The 16,877-nt window shown below is 43.1% G+C and carries 13 protein-coding genes and 1 tRNA gene; 12 read left to right on the top strand and 2 right to left on the bottom strand.

Translation table 11 applies throughout. The features are described from left to right. The first annotated feature begins 521 nt into the window (after positions 1-521). The 5 genes from JMY05_RS03290 (at position 522) to JMY05_RS03310 (ending at position 4,574) form a co-directional block, all read left to right on the top strand. Complete coding sequence (locus tag JMY05_RS03290; RefSeq protein WP_201614162.1) at positions 522-1,412, top strand: hypothetical protein; 891 nt, start codon at positions 522-524, stop codon at positions 1,410-1,412. Positions 1,413-1,436: 24 nt separating this feature from the next. Further along, positions 1,437-2,021 carry an alpha/beta hydrolase gene (locus JMY05_RS03295; RefSeq protein WP_045445606.1) on the top strand — a complete coding sequence of 195 codons (585 nt, stop codon included), beginning with the start codon at positions 1,437-1,439 and terminating at the stop codon, positions 2,019-2,021. A gap of 238 nt (positions 2,022-2,259) precedes the next feature. Beyond that, entirely contained in the window at positions 2,260-2,901 is a 642-nt protein-coding gene (locus tag JMY05_RS03300; RefSeq protein ID WP_045445609.1) for a hypothetical protein, read from the top strand. A 74-nt stretch (positions 2,902-2,975) separates the two neighbouring features. Next, the gene (locus JMY05_RS03305) at positions 2,976-3,716 is read left to right on the top strand and encodes a hypothetical protein (protein WP_045445612.1); all 741 of its coding nucleotides are present in this window, start codon (positions 2,976-2,978) and stop codon (positions 3,714-3,716) included. Between the two features lie 144 nt (positions 3,717-3,860). After that, positions 3,861-4,574: a DUF6977 family protein gene (locus tag JMY05_RS03310; protein WP_045445699.1), complete on the top strand. Its 714-nt coding sequence runs from the start codon at positions 3,861-3,863 to the stop codon at positions 4,572-4,574. A gap of 486 nt (positions 4,575-5,060) precedes the next feature. On the opposite strand, the gene JMY05_RS03315 is transcribed toward JMY05_RS03310, so the two are convergent. Continuing rightward, positions 5,061-5,135 (bottom strand) — tRNA-Gly (locus tag JMY05_RS03315). A 261-nt stretch (positions 5,136-5,396) separates the two neighbouring features. Between JMY05_RS03315 and JMY05_RS03320 the strand changes: the two genes are divergently transcribed. The 3 genes from JMY05_RS03320 (at position 5,397) to JMY05_RS03330 (ending at position 9,580) form a co-directional block, all read left to right on the top strand. After that, entirely contained in the window at positions 5,397-7,067 is a 1,671-nt protein-coding gene (locus JMY05_RS03320) for an alpha-keto acid decarboxylase family protein (RefSeq protein WP_201614163.1), read from the top strand. Positions 7,068-7,260: 193 nt separating this feature from the next. Continuing rightward, complete coding sequence (locus tag JMY05_RS03325; RefSeq protein ID WP_227676529.1) at positions 7,261-7,596, top strand: GlpM family protein; 336 nt, start codon at positions 7,261-7,263, stop codon at positions 7,594-7,596. Between the two features lie 208 nt (positions 7,597-7,804). Next, entirely contained in the window at positions 7,805-9,580 is a 1,776-nt protein-coding gene (locus JMY05_RS03330) for a potassium/proton antiporter (RefSeq protein WP_045445617.1), read from the top strand. Positions 9,581-9,612: 32 nt separating this feature from the next. Here JMY05_RS03330 and JMY05_RS03335 read toward each other — a convergent pair whose 3' ends face one another. Further along, positions 9,613-10,512: a LysR family transcriptional regulator gene (locus JMY05_RS03335; protein ID WP_045445619.1), complete on the bottom strand. Its 900-nt coding sequence runs from the start codon at positions 10,510-10,512 to the stop codon at positions 9,613-9,615. 233 nt (positions 10,513-10,745) lie between these two features. Here JMY05_RS03335 and speB point away from each other — a divergent pair, with 233 nt between their 5' ends. The 4 genes from speB to JMY05_RS03355 all read left to right on the top strand — a co-directional run bounded on the left by speB (position 10,746) and on the right by JMY05_RS03355 (position 16,826). Continuing rightward, complete coding sequence (gene speB, locus JMY05_RS03340) at positions 10,746-11,714, top strand: agmatinase (RefSeq protein WP_045445622.1); 969 nt, start codon at positions 10,746-10,748, stop codon at positions 11,712-11,714. A 123-nt stretch (positions 11,715-11,837) separates the two neighbouring features. Further along, positions 11,838-13,571 (top strand): 5-guanidino-2-oxopentanoate decarboxylase, encoded by a 1,734-nt coding sequence (locus tag JMY05_RS03345; RefSeq protein WP_045445625.1) that lies wholly within the window; start codon positions 11,838-11,840, stop codon positions 13,569-13,571. 50 nt (positions 13,572-13,621) lie between these two features. Continuing rightward, positions 13,622-15,439 (top strand): D-lactate dehydrogenase, encoded by a 1,818-nt coding sequence (dld, locus tag JMY05_RS03350; RefSeq protein WP_201614164.1) that lies wholly within the window; start codon positions 13,622-13,624, stop codon positions 15,437-15,439. Then, complete coding sequence (locus tag JMY05_RS03355) at positions 15,420-16,826, top strand: YjiH family protein (protein ID WP_045445628.1); 1,407 nt, start codon at positions 15,420-15,422, stop codon at positions 16,824-16,826. The genes dld and JMY05_RS03355 overlap by 20 nt, the downstream gene beginning before the upstream one ends. Positions 16,827-16,877 lie beyond the last annotated feature (51 nt).

The raw sequence follows: 16,877 nt of genomic DNA on the forward strand, positions 1-16,877 counted from the left end.
AAAAATGCTTTAGTGGTCAAGATATACTACGCTTCAATCCAAATTATGTGTTTAACTTAAATATACGATAACGCTGAGCGACAGCAGTTGTCGCCCGCTTTAATTGGACGCTTTATTTTTCTCGATTTTTATATTATAGTTACTGAGTTAGGACGTTATTCAGTCAGGAAAACAGCAACATAGAGTTAACCCTCGAGGCGCAACGCTTCACCCTATAACTTCGCTATTGCTGTTAAATATCAATACTCTGGCTGGCATTAATCATTATTTTTCTAGTCAACTAAACCCAAGATACTCATAAATTATAGCTGTCATATCGAAGATGGCACAGATTTCATATTGTTAAAAATAAGTTTAAATAACCTCTAAAATCATCATTGGAACACTCATTTACTTCTTAACGTTGCTCTAAAAGCGGCGGACAAGCTCGTCTGACTTAAATTTGATCTGAGAATCACACAAAATTAAAAATACTACAAGCTACTGATATTCAAAATAAATTAAAAAATAAGGATAATATTATGACAAACACAACTAACACTTTTGAGCAAAAACGTATCGATAATTTAAATTGGTCAAGTGGATCAAAACTGCCTAAATCCATTCAAGATAAGGTACAAACTAAACCAAAGATACCGTTGTTTTATCTGCATAACGAGTCTATCAATAACTATGAAGATGATATCTACTTTGTGAATAATAGCGATGAGACATTGAGCTTTGTTGCTCCCTATGAGCTGATGAAGAGAGATTCAGATTGCTCTGAGGTAGTGGTTGCTGCCGAACCAAGTGAACGTGACATATCCCTCACTTATACTGATGTATTGCCCAAGCAAGGCGTGAGAATTGATCGTCAACATATCATCTATGATAGTGATTATCTCAATCAGATTATTGTGTATACCATGAGTCGTGCCAGCAAGGAGATGTGGGGAATATGGCGTTTGAATGTGTGCGAAAAAGGCATGTTTTCGTCATCCTATCCATTGCTCTGGGAGGAGGGTACTAAGCCCTCACACGTTGTAAGTGCCGATAAACTGAATGATCCCAAAGATCGTCCTATTTTACCTTGTGTATTGCCCATACGTCAGCAGTTATACCAAGAGTGGGTCAATCATTATGATAAGGCGAGTGTAAGCTTGATGAGGTCTATCACCGATATGATCTATCGTTATGACTTTGGTATTGTGGGATGTTATTACAATGATACTTGGGATGAGTACAGCAGTGAGGCGGAGCAGATTGCTAATCGTCTGATTCAAGGTGATGCCGATAGCGCAGATGAGGTTCTCGCGATGATGACTAGGGTCTATGACGTGTCATTTGGTGCTGGATATACGAGGATTCCTATGGATGTCGCTGAGCGCATTTATGGCCTATGGTTGAAGCATAAAAGTAATGCTAATAAATAAAAAAATCCTTAAAAGGAGAGGACTATGATGTTTCCTATTGAAAATAATGACACGTTTTTACTGTTCTCTCACGGTCTTGATTCGAGTAATGAGACCAGTAAATATACTTGTATTAGCCGTGAGCCCAAAACCTGCCAAACCGTCAATTATCGAGATAATTTCAACGAGATTTTCGATATTTATGAGGCGTTAATTTTAGAAAAAATGAAGCAATATCCGCGAGTCGTCTTGGCAGGGCATTCACTTGGTGGCTGGTTTGCCAATTATTTCGCCCACAAATACAATTTGCGTGCGCTATTAATAGCGCCTTGCATTTATCCCAGTGAGGTTTTAGCAGACCGCATACCAAAAGTGGCTGATATGAAACTGTCATTTCCGACCTCGAATACTGAGATGGTAGTAGTCATGGTTGAGGTTGATGATGAATGCTTAGATGTAGCCGTCGCCAGACGCACGTTGGTCAACTTACCTGAGAGCTGGGAAGTGGAGTATTTTGAGCGTGGTCATCACCGTATCGCCCGTAGCGAAGACATTTGGTATCACTTGGTTCATCTGTGCGAAGACCCCATTATCTGGATGGATGACGCGACATATCATGGTGAATATTAAATACCATCAGCCTTGAAGTAAGGCCTTATTAATTACTATTATAAAGAACTAAAAAACTATCGTGGGTTTAACGGTTTGCCAAGTTTTTCAAAAATCACTTAGCAAACATTGCAACTTCCAGCACGATATAAAACCACTCTGGTAAAGCGCATGAGCCTGTACTCCGACAAGGCTATCCATGCCTGATTTGACTTGCCTATTTGGGCTTATTCTTATTGTCGGAGTTCAGGAGTCACTGATGTCTCATATCAATAGCCAAAATCTCACGCCTTGCAAATATACTCATCGTTATACGCCGCGGCATCCTTTGGCAAAAGAGGCGGTTAGCCAAATAGAGAAATGTGAACGACGTTCGCAAGATATTGTCCAAGCCATGGGTTATCCGCCAAAACACATCATATCCGCCTGTAGTCGTCTGCGTCATGTATTGTCTAGCGACATACTAGGACTTAATGCGACAGATATTGATAGCTACTTTACTGCTCATGAATTCTTAAAAGCATTATTATCCGTGCTCGATATAAAGTACGACACCTTTGCAGAGGATATTGCGCAAATCCAATATGACTTGGCGCATTATCCTTATCCGCTACCGCAATATCAATTGCGAGCGGTCATCGACTTTACATGGAGTGAGGGCGCTAACTGGATGTCGCGCGGCGTGGCTAGCAGTAAGGCTGTTGCGTATTTACCGCAAAATATTGCCAAAATGAATGCGGCAAAGCGTGAGTTGGTGATTCAACAATGTCTGGCTGCGCATTATGCAGAATATAACGGTCACTTGCCGTATAATGGCGTGATTAACGGTTATCAACTTATCATTGAACAGCGTCATGAGATGGTTGATAGCATCGAGTATGATCTGCCGCAGTGTGAGTAGGATGTGATACATCACTCATCAATTGGTAGCATTAACATTTAACACAGCATACCCAAATAAAAAGGCCGTCCCCAATGACCGATACTAATCCTTATAACCCGTATAATTTTTTACCTGTACAGCCGACTGGTAGAAACGAGACCGATACTGCCAACACTTATGCGCCTGAAGACATGATTAAAATATATGAGCAGCAGTTTTTGATACCAGTACCTGAAGAAAAGCTGACCGAGTTTTTACCCGCGCTAAAAAGCTTCTATGATATCGACGATCATACGTTAGATGTGAGTGCCATTATTTTCGACGCAATCGCAGACGCCTCTATCATTTACAATCATAAGGTCAAAGTGGGCGACTATCAAATACTAGGTGGATTGATAGAGGAAGCGATTGAATACGATGAAGACAGTGATGAAAGTAATAAAGATGACCAAGCCACTGAAGACCTATCCGTTGAAGACAAAGACATTCAAGCCTATACATTAGAATGTAAGCGTACTTTTTTCATTAATGAGGTAGAGATACCTTATCATTTCAACTTGTTTATTTATGGTGATGGCTATTCTACTTTAACCAAAAAAGAAACCGTGCTAGAAAAAATGTATTGGTTCGTTAGAGGACGCTTCGAAGAAAATCTATTAGACGACACTGAAGATAATGACAGTTTAGACTCAATCAATGAGCAGCTAGCCAGTTTGGGTATTCGGAAAATGGATTTGACCACCATAGACGAAGTAATAAGTTATGTAGAAGACAGTATCATAGATGATGCCATGGTAGAGGCGCTTAACAAGTTATTAGATGCTGCTGAGTAGGTAGCTATCCGTAAAATTGATGTCAAAACAATACGTTTTAATGTCAGTTTTTATGAGAGCCGTTGTAAAAGAATATTTATATAAGATTAGCTATAAAAGACTATTGATATAAGGCGCATTGCTATGCAACAAACACAGAATTCTGTGGATCAAAGACAAGATGCTGTAGAACACAGACCCGTATTCATGCCGAGAACCAACAGTGACAATCTGGTAAAAACAGACATGGTTAGGTTTGAGCGGCATGTGGGGTTTGCCAGTCGCCAAAAGAAAAAATCAATCAATGATATGCATCAAGTCATTCGCAAAAAGTATGGCTTTAGTCATGTCCTTGAGCTATCGAGCAAGTCTGGTAATAAATTGAGTTTTCCGCTGAGTCCATTAAGCTTGAAGCTAACAAATGAACAAGATGGGCAGCAGTACAGTGTCGAAAATGCCTTTCAAAGCAGTATGATTTTTGAGGATGGTGGCCCCTATACTGACTTGTTAAGTGCGCCGCCAAGACAAGCCAGAAAGGACGAGCGCTTAATGACCTCGGGTGAACTGATTGGCTATAATTATTTTGGCATGGAGTGGAGCGTAGAGCCATTGACCACATTTTATGATTGGCTCTATGTGAATGCCCTAAAGCAAAACCCGCATTTGCATGAAGAAGTTATGCAATATCAAGCCTTTACGGATCGTGAGTTTAATCCTAAAAAGTCTATCCATTGTGCGGCTTATGCACTGGCGATGTTTGTGGCGCTCAATAAACGCGAGTTGCTCGATAACATTGAAGACCCCGCAGTATTTTTTAATTTATATCATGAATTCAAAATAAGTAATACTGAGCAGCTTTTAGAAGCGGGTTGGGTTTGATCGTTAAAGCGGTAATTTATGCAGTAAAAATTATCAAGATAAACTTATGATATGCTAATCAAGCGACTTTATGATATATGAGAATAGCCAAGCTTGTCTTGGCTTTTTCATGCCTAAAAACTTTTGATACCTAAAAAATCAAGCACCTTAGTCTGGTTGATTTTAGCGTTATATATTTCAACAGAACGCTTATTACTCTTAATTATGTAGATGTGATATAGACTTACGAATACTAGGGCATGTCCTCATTTTAAAAATGGCGATAAAAATGAGATAAATTGCAGTCAAACAAGGATAATATCGAGATATTATCTGCGCTATTTGACGCCGTTTGGCAAAATTTAGCCATTTTTAAACCATTTATATAACTATCGATTGAATTGAGGACGCGCCCTAAGTATGACTATAATTCTAGAAAATTAGACAAAAAAAATCCCCACTTCTTATTTAAGAAGTGGGGATTTTAGTGCTTTTTTAAGCCATATTTGGAGCGGGAAAAGAGATTCGAACTCTCGACCCCAACCTTGGCAAGGTTATGCTCTACCACTGAGCTATTCCCGCTAATTATCAATTAACTATCGTCAGTTGATGAAGGCGTATTATACGCAGTTTTTTGAACGTGTCAACAGTTAGTATGAAAAAAAGTAAAAGATAGTAAATTGGCATATTATCCTAGCCTTCATCTGTGATATAACAGATTGTTGTAATCTATATTCCAAAAGCTTTGCTTTCTATAAATAGGCTGGAATACAGTTTTATAATGACTTTAACCATATTAATCATTTTCATGAGTTATAAAGATAACACTTAAGGATAAGTACTATGAGTCAACAATATACCATCGCTGATTATTTGTTTGATCGTGTCGCAGAAGCAGGCGCATCAGAGATATTTGGCGTACCTGGTGATTTCAACTTAACGTTTTTAGACAATATTATTGCCTCTGATAAGCTGCGCTGGGTGGGTAATACCAATGAGTTAAATGCAGGTTACGCAGCGGACGGCTATGCACGTGAGCGCGGCTTTGCGGCGATGGTGACGACCTTTGGAGTGGGAGAATTGTCAGCGATTAACGCGACCGCAGGCTCTTTTGCTGAGTATGCACCAGTGCTTCATATCGTGGGCGCGCCAAGTACGTCTCTACAAGATTCGAAGCGCCGCATCCATCACTCACTTGGTGATGGCGTGTTCAATCATTTTATTAAAATGGTAGAGCCGGTCACGGTAGCACGAGCGCAGCTTACCCCTGAAAATGCTGCCTCAGAAATCGATCGTGTGATTCGCTTAATTCTTAAAAAACATCGCCCAGGCTATCTGTTACTATCGCCTGACGTTGCTCGTCAACCTATTTATCCACCGACTACAAAGCTTGTGGATAGCCAAGAAGACATCACCAGTCAAGCAGCATTGGCAGACTTTAAGCAAGCGCTCATAGAGTTTCTGCCAAACAAAACCACGACGCTGATGGCAGATTTGATGGTGCATCGTTTGGGATTACAGCCGCAGCTTAAGGCATTGATTGCCGATACGGATATTCCTTATACGACGTTATCATGGGGCAAAACTTTGCTTGACGAAAATAGTGAGCGCTGGGCAGGGACTTATGCTGGCGTGGCATCACGTCCCGTGGTCAAGGATGCAGTCGAAAACTGTGAGTGCTTAATAAAAATAGGTGTGCAATATACCGATACCACGACGGCAGGTTTTAGCCAAGATATTGATGAAAATGCAGTGGTTGATTTGCATTATGAGCGCGCGAGCATTGCTGGCAAAAACTTTGCGCCCATTGCCCTAAAAGACGCCCTAAAAACGCTACATGAAGTCTTGACCTCAGATATTAATATTGTGCCAAAGCAGTTCTGTAAAGAAGTCAAGCCGCATGAGCAGCAGGGTAAGGACGATGAGGCTATTCTTCAAGATGATCTATGGCATATCATTGCCGATCATCTAGACCATAATAATTTGGTGTTTGCAGAACAGGGAACGGCGTATTTTGGCATCAGTGATGTGCGTTTACCAGAAGGCGTGACTTGTTATGGACAACCAATGTGGGGCTCGATTGGTTATACGTTGCCGGCAAGTTTGGGTGCGGCTATTGCATCGCCAAATAAGCGCAGTGTCTTATTGATTGGTGATGGCTCAGCATTATTGACCATTCAAGAAATCGCGGTGATGATTCAAGAGCATATCAATCCAGTGATTGTACTGATTAATAATGATGGCTATACCGTGGAGCGGGCGATTCATGGTGAAAACCAGCGCTATAATGACATTCCTAAGTGTAACTGGCAGATGATGCCAAAAGCTTTTGGTGCCACCGATGATAATAGTCTGCTACTAAAAGCAGAAACAGCAGGCGAGTTAAAAGCAGCTCTTACGCAAGCAGCGGCTGTAAAAGACAAGTTGGTTATGTTGGAGGTCATCGCTGATAAGCATGATATCCCGCCACTACTCGCCGATATCAGTGCCGCACTGAAGCCAAAAAACGATTGAGTGAGTAATAAAAAACTCGCTTCATAAAAATAAATAGCCCCATTTAGCACCATTGCTAGATGGGGCTTTTTGCACTTTTTTATCATATAGATTAATTAATCAGCTATTACTCTTATGTCGGTTTGCAGACTTTAGTATCATGGTGGATTGGGCTATTTCCAGCCCTTATCATTCCATAGGAGATGACCCCGTCGTGATTTGGTTAAAAATGCTTATTGGTGCTCTAATGGTATTGGCGATTCAATTATTCGCGCAAACCAGATTTTTTTATTTGGCAGCACTCGCGCCACTGTTCCCCACATTTACATTAATCAGTCACTTTATTGTTGGTACTGAGCGTAGCCCCGCTGATTTAAAAGTCGCATTAATATTTAGTATGCTCGGTGTCATACCGCACCTTATTTATACCTTTGTGGTGTTTTTTAGCATCGGTTACGTCAGCTTATATAAGGCATTACTGTTCGGCGTTGTCGCTTGGACAATAGCCGCAGCGATTTTGGTCCTTACATGGCAGTACATTCAGGCTTAGTTGTGGTTAGAAAAAAACGTAAACTCTGTCAAAGGGCAATATATCAAAGGTATATATGAAATTCAGTACATATTTCTACAGATAATTTTTATAGATTCGGTCGTAGATGTTATTCTTAAGAGCGATTTTATGGTGCGACCTGTAGCCAACTAAAATTATCGCGATAACTCCATTCATTACAATTTATAAAAATAGGGCTTAAAAAAAGATGGATACCTTAAATATCATCTATCTCGTAGGAGCATTGTTAATTTTCGCCAGTATTATGGCAAGTACGTTATCGGCGCGCTTAGGCGTTCCGCTATTGCTGCTGTTTTTGATCGTAGGGATGTTGGCTGGCGAAGATGGCATTTTAGGTATCGAGTTTGCCCAATACGGGCTTGCTAATTTCGTTGGGCAGGCGGCTCTTGCTTGTATCTTGTTAGATGGTGGGCTACGCACGTCTTTTAAGTCATTTCGAGTGGGTCTCAAGCCTGCTATTACCTTAGCCACTTGGGGCGTACTTGCGACGGTAATGATACTGGGTATATTCGTCACTTGGCTACTCGATGTTGATTGGCGACTTGGTTTGTTGATGGCGGCCATTGTCGGTTCAACCGATGCAGCAGCGGTATTTTCGCTATTGCGTAATGGCGGCGTCAAGCTCAACGATCGTGTGCAAGCCACACTGGAGCTAGAATCGGGCGCGAACGATCCTTTGGCTATTTTGCTGGTGACAGGATTAATCGCCTTAAATGTTGATCCCGCTGGACAGACGGTACTGGGATTTTTAGGGCTGCTATTACAGCAGCTTGGCTTTGGTTTGGGCATGGGCTTACTGTTTGGTTATTTATTGGCAAGGCTATTACCAAAAATACACTTGGCAGAAGGTATGTATGCCATTTTGATCATGTCTGCGGGCTTGGCCGTTTTTGCCGCAACCAATCTGATTGGTGGCAGTGGATTTTTGGCAATTTATCTCACCGGTGTGCTAATTGGCAACCATAAAGTGCGCTCAACTGAGCATGTGATGCGGGTGATGGATAGCTTTGCGTGGTTGTCACAAGCGGTATTATTTGTGGTACTAGGGTTATTGGTGACGCCATCGCATGTAATTGATGTTTGGTATTACTCCGTCGCGATTGCTGCTTTTATGATTTTTATTGCTCGCCCTATTGCGGTCTATACCAGTGTGAAACCCTTTAAATTTAAAGACAGAGAAATCGGCTTTATTTCTTGGGTAGGTCTGCGCGGCGCGGTTCCTATTACGCTTGCCATATTACCGGTGATGGCGGGAATAGATGGCGCTTTTATGTTGTTTGATATTGCTTTTGGCGTGGTGGTTTTGTCTTTGATTTTACAAGGCACGACCATTCCTTTTATGGCAAATTTATTTAAAGTGCGTATTCCTAGTAATAAAGATCCAGAAGAAGAGCATGAGGTTTGGGTATCTGACAAAGCAAGCATTACTTTATATGAGTTTGAAGTAAAGTCAGGGGCATTTGCGATTGATCGTCATCCAATGGCCATCTCTAAGCGCATAAACCCTGATGAAATCAGTGTCTTTGCCTTGGTACGCAGGCAGCATATAATCGTTGTTGATGAAAACACCAAGCTCAAATGCGGTGATAGGGTGTGGTATGCGATGACAGGAAACCACGCCACCCAAATTGCTAAGATTTTCAACGATACGACCCTTGACCATAAAGCCATGGATGACTTCTATGGCGATTGGCTGCTATCCCCAAGTGTGAAGCTTGGAGATTTGCCGTTTTTTACCGGTATTATGGCGTCTGAGTCGCTGGTCGATAAACTCAAATCCAAATCTGAGGACAGCGCCAAAAGCATGTGGGATCAAACGGTCGCTGAATATATCAATGATAGCTTAGAGATAAAGCCAGTATCGGGTGATACGGTCGATATCAATGACGAATGGGCGTTGATCATAAAAGAAGTGGATGATAAAGGAAAGCTTAGAACCATTGGTTTAAAGCATCTAGAGTGATTAACAGCAGGGTAGCTATTTGCCGTTATTATTCACAAAAGACGCGTCATTTGACTTAAAAACTCGGCGACTTGTTTGTGTAAGTTTTCTCGATAAGCCCAATGATGCTTGACCTCGTAACTGGCCTCATTGGGCAGTAATATTTTCATCAGCCCCATTTCTTCATAACGCTTGGCTAAATCATTAGGCAAGTAACCAACATGATGACCCGCCAGAATGAGCTGCGCGGTTGCCTCCATATGATAAGTGGTGGCACTCAAGGTTTTTGGGCGGACATGATTGATACTCAAATCGGTAATATAGCCTCGTTTTATCCATGGATAGTTTTGTTCCAAATCCTCAAAAGTTAACCCATCTGACCCATAAAACAATCGATGCTCGCGTCCACAGCAGACCACCTGCTTTTCAATAAATGCTGGCTGAAAAGTGAGTAGTGGTGGAAAACTGCCAAAATATCCCACACCAATATCACTCTCGTTGCTTAGCAGCTTCTCTAGCATGCTTTCAGGGCTTTGCACATCGATAGAAAAGTGGATAAGGGGATTGTCACGATAGCTAGCAGCCAAGCATTGGCGCAAGGCATCATAAAAAAATGTCGGCATCTGGTCAATGAGACACAGTCGGATATGACCGCCACGCACCGAATCCAATTGGCGAATATAGTGCAGTTGATGCTGAAAACTGGCAACCGCTTCAGTAAAACTCAAACAGGCTTCATAAACCGCTGCGCCATCTTCTGTCAGCTTAAAACCCGCGCGTCCGCGATGACAAAGCGTCATGCCTAAGCGATCTTCTAAATGGGTCAAATGACCACTAATGACAGAGGTCGTCACATTTAAGCGAGACTGTGCGGCTGTCACGCCCTGACACTCTACAATCGCCATGAAGCTACGCAAGGTTTTGATGTCTATTTTTATCAATTCATCTAGCATCGGTCATTATTCCTCAGTAGCTGTGATGTCCATCAAAATGCATCTTCTATTTATCACTTTTCTAACATCAAATTTATACCAAACTTCTGATAATAACGGTTAAATCTAAATTACTACGAAAAACCAGAAGTTTACTTCTAAATTTTACCATGGTCTGACTTCAAATATTTAGGTATTGTCAAAGCATATAAAAAATTGCGTATTTTAAACAAACTGAAACAAGGATGTGATTTATGAAATTCAATCAACCATTAAGCGGCAACGATATGCCAAGATTTGGCGGCTTTGCTTCTATGATGCGCTTGCCGACTCAGGCTGATGCAGCAGGGTTAGATGTGGCGTTTGTGGGTGTGCCGTTAGATATTGGTGCGTCAAACCGTAGTGGTGCGCGATTGGGTCCACGACAAATTCGTGATGAATCACGCATGATTCGTCCCTATAATGTCGCCACTCGTGCAGCGCCTTTTGAATCTTTACAAGTTGCTGATATCGGCGACGTGCCTATCAATACTTTCAACTTGCTAAAAAGCATTGATATCATCGAAAAATTCTATACTGATAAAATCGTGAATCATGGGGCTATTCCATTGACTTTGGGCGGCGATCATACCATTGCCTTGCCTATCTTGCGTGCGCTTGCCAAAAAACACGGCCCTGTCGGCATGGTGCATATCGATGCGCATGCAGATATCAACGATGAGATGTTTGGCGAAAAAATCGCTCATGGTACACCGTTCCGCCGCGCTGTTGAAGAAAACTTAATCGATGGCAACCGTGTGGTACAGATTGGCTTGCGTGGTACAGGCTATAGCGCCGAAGAGTTTGATTGGTCAACCCAGCAAGGCTTTCGTGTTGTCCCTGCCGAGGAATGCTGGTACAAGTCGCTGACACCATTGATGGCAGAAGTACGCGAAAAGCTCGGTGATGGCCCCGTCTATTTAAGTTTCGATATCGATGGTATTGATCCTGCGTTTGCACCGGGTACGGGCACCGCTGAAATCGGTGGCTTGACCTCAACGCAAGCGATAGAAATCATTCGCGGTATGCGCGGACTTGATGTGGTGGGTGGCGATTTAGTAGAAGTGTCACCGCCGTATGATCCATTTGGTAACACCTCAGTACTGGCGGCAAACTTGCTGTTTGAGATGCTATGTATCTTACCGGGTGTGCGCTATGACGATAAGGTAAAGGCGGTGTATTAAGAATGATTTATAATCGCAAACTGCTTTTATTAAGCTGCTTTTTATAAGAGATTAAAGGGCAGTTTGGGTTTAACACTGAACAACTTATTTAAACGCGATTGAACTTTTTAGGATGATTAACTCATGACGCAAACGCTTCAAACATCTTCTTCAGCGCCCGCCACGCCGTCTCTGACATGTGGTGAGCTGCTCGTACAGTGGCTAGAGTATTATGGGGTAGAGACCGTATTTGGTATTCCGGGTGTGCATACGGTCGAGCTATATCGTGGTCTGCCAAACACCAACATCCGCCACGTGACACCGCGCCATGAACAAGGCGCTGGGTTTATGGCTGATGGTTATTACCGCGCGTCTGGTAAAGTGGGAGTTTGCTTTATTATTACAGGCCCCGGTATGACCAACATCATGACGGCCATGGCGCAGGCGTTGGCAGACTCCATTCCGATGCTAGTGATTTCTAGTGTTAATAAAGTGGCAGATACGGGCAGCGGTGAAGGGCACTTGCATGAATTGCACGATCAGCAAGGCATGGTCAGTAAGGTTGCACTCACGAGCAAAACTATTTGGCAGCCTGAATCGTTACCCAAGGTCATCGCTGAAGCGTTTGCATTATTTAATGGCGCACGTCCGGGACCAGTGCATATCCAGTTACCCATTGATGTGATTACCGCCGATGCCAGCCATGTCGCAAAGCCTTCTGATTTAACTCCTTATTTAAATAACTTTGTAAAAAATTCAACTGATGCACATGGTTTAACGTCACCTCAAGTAATGAGACCGCTGCCCAATCCTGCGCAATTAGATTTTATCGTTGAATCTCTAAAAGCGGCAAAAAATCCAGTGATACTTTATGGTGGTGGCTGCGTCGATGTCGATCATGACGCGCAAAAACTGGCAGAGCTGATAGATGCACCGACGTTTTTGACCATCAATGCCAAAGGTCTATTGCCACCTAGCCACCCATTAAGTTTGGGTAGCAATCAGTCATTAGAGGCAGGTCGCGCCGTTATTGCTGAGGCTGATTGGGTATTGGCGATTGGTACTGAGCTGGGTGAGACTGATTATGATGTGTTCTTTAATGGTGAATTCAAAATCAATGGCACGCTGATTCGTATCGATTGCGATGCCCAGCAATTACAGCGTCCTTTTAGAGCAGATATCGCCGTATTGTCCGATGCGCAAATGGCGGTAAGTGGTCTATGTAGTCGTTTAAAGGGTCAGGCGTTAAATCATCAAGCGGTATCACGAGTAAACGAGGCAAAAAAAGCACTATTAGCAGGAATGACACCAGACTTTGTTGGGCAAAATGCGCTACTTCAGTTGATTCGAGATGAAGTGAAAGACGTCATCTTCGTTGGTGATTCAACGCAGCCTGTCTATAGCGGCAATCTTGGTTTTGAGGCATTGGCGACGCGTCGATGGTTTAACTCATCGACTGGATTTGGCACGTTAGGTTATGGTTTGCCTGCTGCCATTGGTGCCATGATTGGTTCAAACTGTCCAGTGGTCAGCTTGATTGGCGATGGCGGTATTCAGTTTACGATTGCAGAACTTATCTGCGCCGCCGAGCTTGAGCTACCATTGATTGTGCTGCTGTGGAACAACCAAGGCTATGGCGAAATTCGTCGTTATATGGAAGAGGGTGGGCTACCATTGATTGGGGTCAATATCAAAACCCCAAACTTTGAGCCGCTGGCAGCAGGATTTGGCGCAGGTTATCGCAGAATCACAGCCAAACAGCAATTGCTCGACGCTTTAAAAGAAGATATCAAGGGCAAGCAACCCATCATCTATGAAGTTGATGAAGCCGATGACTTTTTGATTGAAATGGGTAAAACGTTCACCTGCTTTAGCTAATGTTAATACGTCAAATATAATAAAGGCTGGTCGCTCAAGGAAGAACATCTATGATGCCACATGCTAACCGCTCGTCTGGTCGCTTGAGCACCTCGCTGGCAAGCTTATTAACGGATTTATCCGCCGTTGTTGGCGCGACCAATGTATTGACCAAGTCAAGCCAGCAGCAGTCGTATACACAAGGGGCGATTGCTTCTATCACCGATGCTGTCGCGGCAGTTGTGATACCAGACTCTCTTGTGGCACTATGGCGCGTCATTAATCTCTGTGCGGCGGTTGATGTGATTATTATTGCACAGGCTGCTAACACAGGGTTGACCGGAGGCTCGACACCGTACGGAGAGTACGATCGAGCAGTCGTTGTGATTTCTATGCAACGATTGGGCGGTGTTCATCTGCTCAATGACGCAGCAGAGCTAGTTGCTTTGCCAGCGGCTAGCCTCCAGCAATTAGAATGCAAGCTTGCACCTTTGGGGCGTGAGCCGCATTCAGTGCTGGGCTCAAGTTGTGTTGGTGCTTCAGTGATTGGCGGTATTTGCAACAGCTCTGGCGGTATGTTGGTGCAGCGTGGTCCGGCGTATACCGAGATGTCGCTATTTGCCAAACGTAATGCCATGGGTGAGTTTGAATTAATCAATCACTTAGGCATTGATTTAGGCGCAGCTCCAGAAGAGATGCTTGGAAACCTACAAGCTGGCACGTTCAATAAAAATCCAGATAGTGCCAACAGCAAGTCCTGTACAAACCATCATTATCAACATAAGGTGCGTGATTGCGAGGCAGACACACCTGCTAGATTTAATAATGACCCTAACGGATTATATGAAGCCTCTGGTTCAGCAGGCAAAGTCATCGTCTTTGCGGTTCGAGTCGCGACATTTGCCAAACCGACGCAAGAGCAAACGTTTTATATCTCGACCAATGACGCCGATACTTTGACCACACTCAGGCAACAGTGGTTAAAAAGCGAGCTAAACCTGCCTATTTTGGCAGAATATATGCATCAAGATTACAACGATATTACCATGCGCTATGGCCGCGATACTTGCTTAAGTATGCGAAAACTGCCAGCCAGTAAGATAGGAGCATTGTATCGGTTACAAGCCAAGATTGGCTATTATTTGGATAAATGGCGACTGCCTCAGACTTTACCAGATCGTATGCTACAAATAGCTAGTACTTTTATGCCGCCGTCATTACCCAATTCTTTGGCTGAGCAGGCGTGCTCCTATCGTTATCATTTAATCATTAAAGTTGCGGATGGTAATAATACGGACGATGATAATAGAAATGGCAATAATAGCGGCAGTCATGGTCATATTGCCGCCGCTCAAGCATTTCTACAGTCCCATATGCAGCAGCATCAAGGCGTCGTGCATCTCTGTACAGCAGCAGAATCCCAAGCATTATTGGTGTTTCGTAGTGCGGCAACCGCTGCCATGTTTCGTTATCACAATCTTAACCACACAAGATTTGGCGAGCTGTTGTCTACCGACATTGCCTTACCAAGGAATGCCGTAGATTGGAATGAAGTGCTACCTATTAACTTACAAAAGCAAGTCAGTAAAACCTTTTATTTGGGACATTTTTTTTGCCATGTCATGCATCAAGATTATCTGCTACACCCCGAGGTGGATGCAAAAAAATTCAAGAATGAGCTATTGGCGTTTTATGATCGCCGCCGTATAGAGTACCCTGCTGAACACAACGTGGGTCATGTCTATACCGCAAAACCTGCACTACATACTTTTTATAAAAAACTAGATCCGACCAATTCGCTAAATCCAGGCATTGGTCAGACAGCAAAATGGAAAAATTGGCGATCGTCGCCCATCAAGGAGGAATTAAATGACGAATTATCTCGATAAGTCGCAGCAACCGATATTAGGAAATGATGTTGTCGATTCAGAAACGCCGCAAGGAGAGCAGTGGCGTGCGTCAATGTGGAAGTTTTTATTGTTTTCAGCATTGGGCATTGCACTATTTATAATACCGTTTCAATGGGACGGAAAGGTTACGATTTTATTGGGTGTGTTAACGGACGCTTTGCAAGCTTTGTTGGGTGGTTCTGTCGTTTATGTAGCAATGGCAATCGTGACGACATCCTTTCTTGGGGCATTGGCTGTGAAGGTGTTAAAGCCCAACCTACATGAAGAAGCTATGGTCAAAAAACTCTTCGATGTTGATTGGTTTTGGCTCACTGCCCGATTGTTAGGGATGGTGTTTGTCTGGATGATTTATCTGCAAGTCGGTCCTGAGTTTATTATTAATCGTAATACAGGCGGCGTCATTTTCGAAGATTTGATTCCGATTTTGATTCCTTTGTTTTTCTTCGCCATTTTATCGTTGCCGTTTTTGACAGATTTTGGTTTGATGGAGTTTTTGGGCACACTGGCGAGCAAAATATTTGTCAAGCTGTTTAAGTTGCCAGGACGCTCAGCGGTAGATGCGATGTCCTCTTGGTTTGGCGCGGCTTCTATCGGTCTACTGGTGACCATGCAGGAGTATGATAAAAGCTACTATAGCCAGCGTGAAGCGGCGATTATCGCGACGACTTTTTCGGTGACTTCGATCGCTTTTACTTATGTCGTCGCCAAAACCATCGGCGTGGACGATAACTTTGTTTATTTTTATCTGACCATTGCTTTAACAGGTTTTATCGCTGCGATTATTATGCCGCGTATACCGCCACTTTCCTTAAAGCCTGATACCTATCATTCTGGCAAAAGTATGCTTGATGAAGGGATTCCTGCTCAGTACACGACCTACCAATGGGCAGTCAATCGTGCTGTGACGCGCGCGCACTCAATGCCAAGTCTGGGTCAAGTGTTCAAACGTAGTGTAAAAAATCTATTCGATATCTATTTTGGGCTAATCCCCGTGATTTTCGCAATTGGTACGATTGGTCTAGGCTTAGCCGAGTACACGCCTGTGTTTAAATGGTTGTCTACACCGTTGGTACCGCTGCTTGATTTGTTACAGATTCCAGAGGCAGCAGAGGCGGCTCCAGCGATGATTATGGGCTTTGCGGATATGTATTTGCCAGCCTTGGTCGGCAAAAGTATTGAGAGTGAGATGACAAGATTTATCGTTGGTGCATGTTCTATTACTCAGATTATTTACATGTCTGAAGTGGGCGCGCTGATTTTGAAATCAAACATCAAGCTTAATGTGTTAGAGCTGTTTATGATTTTTATTCTTCGTACTCTGATCAGTTTGGTGGTGATTACCTCAGTGGCGCATCTACTTTATTAGCCATGTAGCCAATATCAACCCATCCTTATCAGCCCAGCCTCTAGCATCACG

The sequence above is a fragment of the Psychrobacter sp. JCM 18902 genome, from assembly GCF_904846615.1.
In the GTDB taxonomy this organism is placed as follows: Bacteria; Pseudomonadota; Gammaproteobacteria; order Pseudomonadales; family Moraxellaceae; genus Psychrobacter.

Excerpts from the sequence above, each read along its gene's own strand:
- JMY05_RS03290 (WP_201614162.1), top strand. The coding sequence starts at position 522 with ATGACAAACACAACTAACACTTTTGAGCAAAAACGTATCGATAATTTA.
- JMY05_RS03295 (WP_045445606.1), top strand. The coding sequence starts at position 1,437 with ATGATGTTTCCTATTGAAAATAATGACACGTTTTTACTGTTCTCTCAC.
- JMY05_RS03300 (WP_045445609.1), top strand. The coding sequence starts at position 2,260 with ATGTCTCATATCAATAGCCAAAATCTCACGCCTTGCAAATATACTCAT.
- JMY05_RS03305 (WP_045445612.1), top strand. The coding sequence starts at position 2,976 with ATGACCGATACTAATCCTTATAACCCGTATAATTTTTTACCTGTACAG.
- JMY05_RS03320 (WP_201614163.1), top strand. The coding sequence starts at position 5,397 with ATGAGTCAACAATATACCATCGCTGATTATTTGTTTGATCGTGTCGCA.
- JMY05_RS03330 (WP_045445617.1), top strand. The coding sequence starts at position 7,805 with ATGGATACCTTAAATATCATCTATCTCGTAGGAGCATTGTTAATTTTC.
- JMY05_RS03335 (WP_045445619.1), bottom strand. The coding sequence starts at position 10,512 with ATGCTAGATGAATTGATAAAAATAGACATCAAAACCTTGCGTAGCTTC.
- speB (WP_045445622.1), top strand. The coding sequence starts at position 10,746 with ATGAAATTCAATCAACCATTAAGCGGCAACGATATGCCAAGATTTGGC.
- JMY05_RS03345 (WP_045445625.1), top strand. The coding sequence starts at position 11,838 with ATGACGCAAACGCTTCAAACATCTTCTTCAGCGCCCGCCACGCCGTCT.
- dld (WP_201614164.1), top strand. The coding sequence starts at position 13,622 with ATGATGCCACATGCTAACCGCTCGTCTGGTCGCTTGAGCACCTCGCTG.
- JMY05_RS03355 (WP_045445628.1), top strand. The coding sequence starts at position 15,420 with ATGACGAATTATCTCGATAAGTCGCAGCAACCGATATTAGGAAATGAT.